This window comes from Prevotella multiformis DSM 16608 (assembly GCF_000191065.1).
Taxonomy (GTDB): Bacteria; Bacteroidota; Bacteroidia; order Bacteroidales; family Bacteroidaceae; genus Prevotella; species Prevotella multiformis.
Genome location: NZ_GL872285.1, coordinates 1 through 4595, shown reverse-complemented (window position 1 = coordinate 4595; position 4595 = coordinate 1). Strand labels below are relative to the sequence as shown.

Below are 4595 nucleotides of genomic sequence, written 5' to 3'. Positions count from 1 at the left end.
CAAGAACTATTAAAGGCTCACAGGCAGCAATTCAATCATATATCTTCACGACTGCAAAGTATGACTTTTCAGCCTATGAGAAACGCATTATGTATCGTCTTATTGAATTTGCACAAGACGAACTTAAAGGTATTATGATACGAGATAATATGCACAAAATAGAGCCTACACTATTCGGCAGAGAAATAACTATGCCCGTAGCTGATATTCTGAAAGACGAGGACGACAAGAACCACGATAAAGCGAAAAAGGCTTTCAGGACTTTATCACAGAAGCACATCGAGTATGAAGACGATGAAATTTGGCAATTTACCCCTATTATAACTAACCCTAAAATCAAGAAGAGAGAGGGTTTATCAAAGTTCTACGTGTTTGACGAAATATGGCGGTGTCTATTGGACTTCACGAAAGGTTATCGTAAGTATGAACTTGTTACCGCTATGGGGTTTAAGTCCGTCTATTCGATGCGTATGTATGAACTTATGAGCGGACAGAAAAGACCATTAGATTTTACCTTTGAAGATTTAAAGTTACGTTTCGGTGTCAAGGATAAATATAAACTTGTGGGACACTTCAAAACAAGGGTATTAGATATAGCAAAGAAAGAACTTGACGAGAGTAGCCCCTACTCATTCAACTACATCGAGATTAAAGAGGGGCGTAAGGTTGTAGGCTTTAAGTTCTTCCCAACATTCCACCCCGACAAACAAGACCCAGAATTACTCCAGGTCGAAATGCGCTCAAAGTTATCAGCAAGCATACAGATAAGCCAAGAGGCTTACAGCTACCTACGCTATTCTTTCGAGTTCAAAGCTGAAGAAATAAGCAAGAATAAAAAGACCATCATCGAGGGGGAAAAGAAAATACCCGACTTCATTGGCTTTCTTTCTTCCCTTGTCGGTCCATCGAGGACAGCCAAGAACCGCATTGGCTATGTAATCAACGCTATCAAGAAGAAAACTGCTGAAGTCAAATAGATTATTGGGGGAAATCCTATTAAAAACTAAGATTAACAAGAACAGATATTATCAAAAAAAAATATATTTTTTTTGCATTATTCAAATATAATATGTATTTTTGCAGAAATCATCCAAGTAATCTATAAAATCGTTTAATATGAAAAAATTTATCTATTTCTATCTTTGCCTTTTAGTTTTCATATTAGGAGGCTGCCAATTTTCTGATGACGATTACCAAAAGGCATCAACAATCCATACATTGGAAATGGATTTAGAGTCTGCGAAAAAGTATATGCATATTGATTCTGCTGCTCATCAATACACTATTGCTATAACAGATGAACAACAAGAAGCAGAGGGTATCTCAAAAGAGAACCTTGCGAAAATTTTCAAAATCGTAACAGATTTAAATCAACGCATAGACAATGATTTTAATGCTGGTAAAATAGTAACAATGTATTTGACCACAAAAGAAAATTTCATTTCATATACTATAGACCCTCTTCATCAACTTCACGACATAAATTTCAAAGATGTTAGAACAAAGCAGCCTTATATAGCTACAAGAGCTGGGAAATGGCTATATTCAGGGTACTTTATGGATGGAAATTGGGAACGAGGAACAAGAGATCCAGATTTTAAAACATCCGCTTCACACGTTACAAGCGAACTTGATATCTGCTACGCAAGAGGGGCGTGGAATTTCGGCATGACATGTCTAACAGGTAAATCTGCATATGGCACCTCATTTAGCACTAATGGCATAGGGCATACTTATGGAGGAATACAAAGATACTGGTGGTGGACAGGTGGAGGAAGTGCACCATTTAATTGGAAGTTTACTTTAGGAGGGCCTCTTGGAGGTGAAGCAAACGGAGGTATCAGTATTTACGAATCATAACTAAAACAAAAAATGAAAAGCACTTGATGCAGAAATTCTGCATCAAGTGCTTTTCATTTTTACACTTTTCTGCGTGGAAATCGTTTATAGATGTAGATACGGACACCTGCACTTATAGAACTGACGCAACACTTTTTTCTACCCATCAGGTGGATATTTCTGTCTTATAGGAGGTCGTTCCATTCCTCTCCACTGTGCGCAGGGTGTTTCGTTCCTCCACACCATCGGGCGCACACCTAACCGCTATCGCTTTTCGGTGCTGTCGCTGTGGGGGCTATGCTGCCCCCTACACCCCCATCTAACATTTTCGCTTGTTCTTTTCTTGTGGTTGAAAATGTTTTTGTACCTTTGCTGGCAGGTAAACGCTGTGTGCAGGTTATAGCCCACTATAACCCTTGCATGGTTGTGGGCTCTCCGAGGGCAGGGGGCTGCACCCCCTTGACCCCTGCTGCCACACATAGGACACCCCCTACCGAAAAACTGAAAATCATGAAGCAACAGACATCAATTCACGTGCAACCCGTCAAGGGTGGAAGCGAACAGCATAACAAGAGGGAAAAGGAACTCGACTACATTCGCCCCGAACTCTCCCACCTCAACGAGTATTGGGAGAAAGACACGCAGACGGATCGACTTGAAAACATCAAGTCGAGATACCTCAAATCGACAGGTCAGAAAATGCAAGCCAAAGCCACCCCGATACGTGAGGCGGTCGTGGTCATCAAGTCCGAAACCACAATGGAAGATTTGAAAAGGCTGTCCGATGCATACCTCCAGCGGTTCGGGATAGACACTTTTCAAATTGCAATCCACAAGGACGAGGGCTATCCGCAGGTAGAAGAATGGAAACCTAACCTGCATGCCCATTTGGTCTTTGACTGGACTGACCAAGAGACGGGAAAAAGTCTTAAACTGAACCGCCAAGACATGGTGGAGATGCAGACGATAACAGCAGAAGTCCTGCAAATGGATAGGGGGGTGTCGAGCGACAAGCAGCATCTGACAGCACAGCAGTACAAATCTTTTGCCGAGGAAGCCAAGTTAAGGCGGCTGGAGGAAGAGAGGGCAAGGAAAGAGAAGCAGATGAAAGAAGAGTTGGAGCGTTTCAAGGTGGCCAAGGCACACAAGGAAGCAGCCATAGAGACCGCAAAAACGCTTTCTGAGGGCGTTAAAGGCCTTTTCGGGCAGAGTTCCAAGGATAAGACGATAAAAGCCCTTAGAGAGCAAATAAATGCCAAACAAAAGGAGATTTTCGACATTAAGGCGGGAATGGTTGGACTGAAAGCACAGCAGGAGGAACAGAAAGAGCAGCAAAAGGCAGCACTCAATGAAACACGCAGGGAAGCCGTTTCCAAGTATAACGAGTTAGTCGTCAAGCACAACAAAGTTGTGGAGCGGAACGAAGAGCTTCAGGAAGTAATCAAAGATTTTCAAGAAATTCCAATCATCGAAAGATGCCTTGCAATAATCCGCAGTTTCGTTTTCCATATCTGCGGCCGCTTTGACGCAGACGATAGGAGGTTGTTGTCTTTCGTCATGCAAGGCAATGAAGATGCAGCCAAGAGCCTAAGAAATGCAGCCTTCAATTTGGGCGGAGTGATATGTCAGTATCAATATGGCAGCAGATGGGACCAAGCGGAAAGGGAATTAAGAAACATTGCCAATGGTGTGAGGGAAGAGGAACAGCAACAGCAACAGCGAAGCAGGGGACTAAGAAGATAGCCCCCTACAAATCCAAATTCTTGATTATATCCTTCAGCACGTTCTCCTTGACTGTAGAATATTCGGATTTGTCATAGATTTCCAAGAGATAGACGGCTCCCTCCTGCTCCGTTGCGAGAACATTGTACGTGATGATCCTGGCACCGCCAGACTTTCCTCCGCCCTTTGATTTGATGGCCATGCGGATTTTGCGGACACCTGGTATAAGTTCCGCACCCTGCAAAGGGTTCTCTTCAAGGGATTTTGTAAATTCCTCCATGTCCGCCCTCATGGACTTATGACGCTTTGCCAATGCCTTCAAGCTCTTTGCAAAAGTCGGAGTTGGTATAATTCTAAAGTTCATCGAGAAGTTCTTTCATTGAAAGTTCCTTGATTTTGCCCTCACGCATCTGTTTCACCTCTTGAAGTGCCATGCCGATACGCTCTTCAAGGCTTTTTGTGAAAGTTATATCTTCATCTTCAACGGGAACGAGGGTGTAAGCCTGTTTCTTACTTCTGCGAATAACAATCTTTTCGCCCTGGTCTGCCAAGTCGAACACGTGAGCCTGCTGGCTCCGAAATTCTCTTGATGTAAAATTCAATACTGCCATAGTCTTTCTTTTGGGGGCAAAGATAAACACAAAAATTAAATTCTCCAAATAAAAATGTACCAAAATTGGTACACGCCATAAAAAGCTTGCTTTCTTCACGCTTACGCTGCACCCCCTCCACCCCCTCAAAGGGGGAATGTTTTTGTCTTTTTTCCTTTTGTTTCCTTTCCGATTTTCGGGAAACCAACCCGATAAAGGCCTTATTTCTGTTATGGACAACGTCTGTTATGTCTATCCTCGCGCGCGCGCATTATGCGAAAAAAATGGGCTCTAACTATCACAAATTTAATACTAACTATCACAAATTTAATACTAAATCTGACTCTAACTATCACAAATTTAATACTATTATGCGCAAACTATTTATGTTTGTGATAATAAATTATTATCTTTGCAACGTAATTCTAAATCAACAAGTTATGG

Annotated in this window: 5 protein-coding genes; 3 read left to right on the top strand and 2 right to left on the bottom strand. The window is 42.2% G+C overall.

Features of this window, described 5'->3' with window-relative positions; genetic code table 11:
- The 3 genes from HMPREF9141_RS12250 to HMPREF9141_RS12240 all read left to right on the top strand — a co-directional run.
- The coding region (locus HMPREF9141_RS12250) for a replication initiation protein (protein ID WP_007369095.1) at positions 1–977 on the top strand (977 nt) is incomplete at its 5' end.
- 139 nt (positions 978–1116) lie between these two features.
- Positions 1117–1860 (top strand): hypothetical protein, encoded by a 744-nt coding sequence (locus HMPREF9141_RS12245; RefSeq protein ID WP_007369094.1) that lies wholly within the window; start codon positions 1117–1119, stop codon positions 1858–1860.
- A gap of 489 nt (positions 1861–2349) precedes the next feature.
- Positions 2350–3582 (top strand): relaxase/mobilization nuclease domain-containing protein, encoded by a 1233-nt coding sequence (locus tag HMPREF9141_RS12240; RefSeq protein ID WP_040555194.1) that lies wholly within the window; start codon positions 2350–2352, stop codon positions 3580–3582.
- Positions 3583–3586: 4 nt separating this feature from the next.
- On the opposite strand, the gene HMPREF9141_RS12235 is transcribed toward HMPREF9141_RS12240, so the two are convergent.
- Together HMPREF9141_RS12235 and HMPREF9141_RS12230 are read right to left on the bottom strand one after the other, a co-directional pair.
- Positions 3587–3925: a hypothetical protein gene (locus HMPREF9141_RS12235; RefSeq protein ID WP_007369092.1), complete on the bottom strand. Its 339-nt coding sequence runs from the start codon at positions 3923–3925 to the stop codon at positions 3587–3589.
- Positions 3915–4172: a hypothetical protein gene (locus HMPREF9141_RS12230; RefSeq protein WP_025068497.1), complete on the bottom strand. Its 258-nt coding sequence runs from the start codon at positions 4170–4172 to the stop codon at positions 3915–3917. The genes HMPREF9141_RS12235 and HMPREF9141_RS12230 overlap by 11 nt, the downstream gene beginning before the upstream one ends.
- Positions 4173–4595 lie beyond the last annotated feature (423 nt).